Below are 3,987 nucleotides of genomic sequence, written 5' to 3'. Positions count from 1 at the left end.
CAAGCACTGCCGCATCGCCAAGTCCCACACGCGCCTGAACGCCACCATTGTTAGGGTCCATGACATCGCCAAAACGCACTGAACTGGCGCCCGCGCCACCGCTGATAAAATGATCGATTTGACGCATGTATCTTCTCCTGATTCCGTTCGCGGCCAATGCCCGTGTCGTGCCCTTATTGCAACCACAGTTTATTACAGTTCAAAAATCTGTAGTGGTGCATATATGGGCGTGAGAAAGCCGCAATATCCTTGTCCTCCATTTTTCAGGAACCCCCATGATTACGCAATTGGTTCGGGCCTCCCTATTGGCGTTCATCATCGGCACGCCTGCTGCTTATGCGCAGGAGGCCGTTGGACCGATTATTATTGTAACTGGAAAAGCGCTCGACCAGACGAAGGGTGACCCTGCTTATGGGTCGGTGGAAATCGACCGTGCGCGCTTGACCAGCGAGGCATCGGGCCGCATCGAAAATGTCCTTGCCGATGTCGCAGGGTTTCAGCAGTTCCGCCGATCCGACAGCCGTTCGGCCAACCCGTCCGCCCAAGGCGCAACGCTACGCGCGCTTGGCGGCAACGCCTCAAGTCGCACGCTCGTTCTGCTCGATGGCGTGCCGCAGGCTGACCCGTTTTTCGGCTACATCCCATTTAGCGCGATTGCGCCGGAACGCTTGTCCTCGGTCAGGGTGACGCGCGGCGGCGGCAATGGCGCTTTTGGTGCAGGCGCCGTTGCTGGCACCATTGAGCTCAACAGTGCCGGACGCGCCGACCAGCCCGATGCATCCTTGTCGGCATTTTACGGAAGCAACAATGCAAGCGAATTGTCGGCTGGCGTTGCTAGGGACCTTGGCGCGGGGTTTGTGACCCTTTCGGGGCGCTGGGACCGCGGTGACGGGTTCTTCACTTCGCCGATGGCCACGCGCCAGCCAAGCGACGTGCGTGCGGCATATGATAGCTGGTCAACGGGCTTGCGCGCAGTCGCTCCATTAGCGGACGGCGTAGAGATGCAATTCCGCGGGCTCATCTTCCAAGACCATCGCACGCTGCGCTTTGCAGGCGCGGACAGCAGCTCCGAAGGTCAAGACGCAAGCATACGCATTGTCTCTCGAGGTCTCTGGCAAGTCGATGCATTGGCCTATGTCCAGGCGCGCAACTTCACCAATGTGGTGATCAGCGCCACATCCTTGCGCAAGACGCTTGACCAAAGGAACACGCCATCCGCAGGACTGGGTGGAAAAATCGAAATCCGTCCGCCGGTTGGCAGCGACCACCAATTGCGCATCGGTGCAGATGCACGATTGTCGGACGGCATGTTGTTTGAAGATGCCTACAGCGCCGTCACGGGCCTCGTCACGGCCCGGCGCAACGCAGGCGGTAATACAGCAACCTTTGGCATCTTTGCGGAGAATGATTGGAAGATCGGCGCAGTAACGCTGACGGGTGGCCTACGCGCAGATCGCTGGACCATCGACAGCGGCTTTTTTGCCGAGCGCAGCGCGAATGGCACGGTCGTGCGCGATGACAAATTTGCTAATCGCGCAAGTTGGCAGACAAGCACGCGTGTCGGCGCGCTCTACCCTGCAAGCGATAGCTTTGCCGCGCGTGCAGCGGCCTATACCGGCTTTCGCTTACCAACGTTGAATGAACTGTACCGGCCTTTCACGGTGTTCCCCGTTGCCACCCGCGCCAATGCGGCATTGAAGGTGGAAAAGCTGCGCGGCGTTGAGGCCGGTTTCGATATCCGCCCAGCCGATGGCCTCTCTTTTGGCGCAACCCTGTTCTACAACCGGCTGAACGACGCGATCGCCAATATCACCATAGGTACGAATTTGCGCCAGCGCGGCAATGTCGATGCCATTGTCGCCAAGGGCGTTGAGTTGTCTGGCGAAGCCATATTCGGGGAAGTGGCCGTTTCGGGTTCCTACGCCTTTAGCGACAGCAAAGTGCGGGCGTCAGGCAGCGCAATTGCGCTTAACGGTTTCTCTCCCGCACAAAGCCCGCGTCATGCCGCCAACGCAACGGTGCGCTGGTCGCCCAGCAAAGGCGCAATGTTCTCTGCAACCGCGCGCTATGTCGGCGCGCAGTTTGAGGATGATCTGGAAAGCAACACGCTGCCGTCGGCGCTAACCTTGGACGGCTTCGCGCAAATCCCGCTGACCAAACAGGTCGCATTGACGGGCCGTGTGGAAAATATCTTCAATAAAGCCGTGGTGACGCGCAAGGTCGATACGTCCATTGACCTCGGCACACCGCGCATCTTGTGGATTGGATTGAAGTTTACGACGCGCTAGGTTGCTTAAAAGCCCCGTTCGAATCACGTCAGCATTCTGCTGGCATGACGAATATCGAAAATGTCCCGCGCTTGGGAATTGCAAGCATACGTCGTAGGTGCGTGCAGGAATGGGATGTTGGCGGTGGGTGCAGTCACGCGTGAACCGTCCTCCGGTTGGATTTCCCTGTTGTGCAGGGAATTTACAGGGAAAAATCGATGTTATCGATGCGAACTTAGGAATTTCGTCGTAATATAGTCAGCAATTCTGCCGGATACACGACTAAATTCCCTACTGTAGGGAACAGGGAATTATTTGGAGTTAGCAGGGAGAGTTTGATGAGCATCAGGGAAATCTTAATGCTAGTTCGCGGATAAAATGACAGTGTGGCTTCACCAATGTGACCCAGACCTTTGAGGGCATATCGTTAGTCTGTGAGCATTTTGATTGCTGCTGATGCTGCGGGAGACAGCCCTTCAACATTGGGCTGTCTGACAAGCGATTTCATTCTGGGGTCCCAGTAGCGTTTGATATGGTTTGCAACCGCCGTAGCCGTATCAGGTTCTCTTTCGAGGTTTGCGGCAATCTGATTTGCCATCAGCACCAACTTATCGATTGTATTCACTCCGCAGGGACCGTTTCGATGCGCCGCGCGCGTTCGGACAAGCCGTTATAGTCCTCTTGCCAATTGATCTGCCCCCTTCTGGGTGGTCCAAAATATATGTTATTTTGGACACGGAAGGAAAAGACAAATGCCATTCAAGAAACACACGCCGGAGGAGATTATCGGCAAGCTGCGTGAAGCAGAGATTGTGCTGGCGCAGGGTGGGACGACGGCAGATGCCTGCCGCCGATTATCGATCAGCGAGCAGACCTATTACCGCTGGCGCAAGGAATATGGCGGTCTGAAGACCGATCAGGCGCGGCGGATGAAAGAGCTTGAGAAAGAGAATGCGCGGCTACGCCGTGCGATCTCAGATCTCACTCTCGACAAGCTGATCCTGCAAGAGGCTGCTCGGGGAAACTACTGAGCCCCGCGCGACGACGGCGCTGTATTGATCATATCCGCAAGGAACTGCCTGTCTCTGAACGCCGCATCTGCGGAGTTCTGGGCCAGCACCGATCGACGCAGCGTAAAGTTCCGCGCGGGGCGGATGACGAGGAAGCCCTGACCGCAGACATTATCGGGTTGGCACGCCAATATGGTCGTTATGGCTATCGGCGTGTGACAGCGCTCCTGCGTGACGCAGGCTGGCATGTGAACCGCAAGCGGGTTGAGCGCATCTGGCGGCGTGAAGGGCTTAAGGTGCCGCAGAAGCAGCCAAAGCGCGGACGGCTGTGGCTGAACGATGGTTCGTGCATCCGGCTGCGCCCTGAATATCCGGGGCATGTCTGGGCTTACGACTTTGTCGAGGGTCGAACCCATGATGGTCGCAAGTTCCGGATCCTTGCGATCATCGATGAAGCGAGCCGAGAGTGTGTGGCCCTGTTGGTTGCACGCCGGATCAGAAGCGCGGACGTGCTCGCGATCCTAGCCGAGCTGTTCGTCATCCACGGCCCGCCAGCGCACATACGGTCAGACAATGGCCCCGAGTTCATTGCCACCGCCGTGAAAGACTGGTTGGCACAGATCGGAGTGCAGACGCTTTACATAACACCAGGCAGCCCGTGGGAGAACGGCTATTGTGAATCGTTCAACGGCAGCTTGCGTGACGAGTTG

Annotated in this window: 2 protein-coding genes and 1 pseudogene; 2 read left to right on the top strand and 1 reads right to left on the bottom strand. The window is 57.3% G+C overall.

Annotated elements, in window-relative coordinates; all coding sequences use genetic code 11:
• Positions 1–275: 275 nt before the first annotated feature.
• Positions 276–2,288, top strand: a complete 2,013-nt coding sequence (locus tag ACIQ2T_RS12275) for a TonB-dependent receptor (protein ID WP_397591061.1) — start codon at positions 276–278, stop codon at positions 2,286–2,288.
• 406 nt (positions 2,289–2,694) lie between these two features.
• Here ACIQ2T_RS12275 and ACIQ2T_RS12270 read toward each other — a convergent pair whose 3' ends face one another.
• Positions 2,695–2,865 (bottom strand): formate dehydrogenase subunit delta, encoded by a 171-nt coding sequence (locus ACIQ2T_RS12270; RefSeq protein WP_397591060.1) that lies wholly within the window; start codon positions 2,863–2,865, stop codon positions 2,695–2,697.
• A 154-nt stretch (positions 2,866–3,019) separates the two neighbouring features.
• On the opposite strand from ACIQ2T_RS12270, the pseudogene ACIQ2T_RS12265 reads away from it, so the two are divergent.
• A pseudogene (locus tag ACIQ2T_RS12265) lies at positions 3,020–3,987 on the top strand (IS3 family transposase); the annotation flags it as partial.

It is taken from the genome of Sphingorhabdus sp., from assembly GCF_044357595.1.
Lineage (GTDB): Bacteria > Pseudomonadota > Alphaproteobacteria > Sphingomonadales > Sphingomonadaceae > Sphingorhabdus_B.
This window is presented reverse-complemented; position numbering and strand designations above follow the sequence as displayed.

What these genes read in the sequence shown, in the direction of transcription:
- ACIQ2T_RS12275 (WP_397591061.1), top strand. Translation starts at nt 276, where the DNA reads ATGATTACGCAATTGGTTCGGGCCTCCCTATTGGCGTTCATCATCGGC.
- ACIQ2T_RS12270 (WP_397591060.1), bottom strand. Translation starts at nt 2,865, where the DNA reads ATGGCAAATCAGATTGCCGCAAACCTCGAAAGAGAACCTGATACGGCT.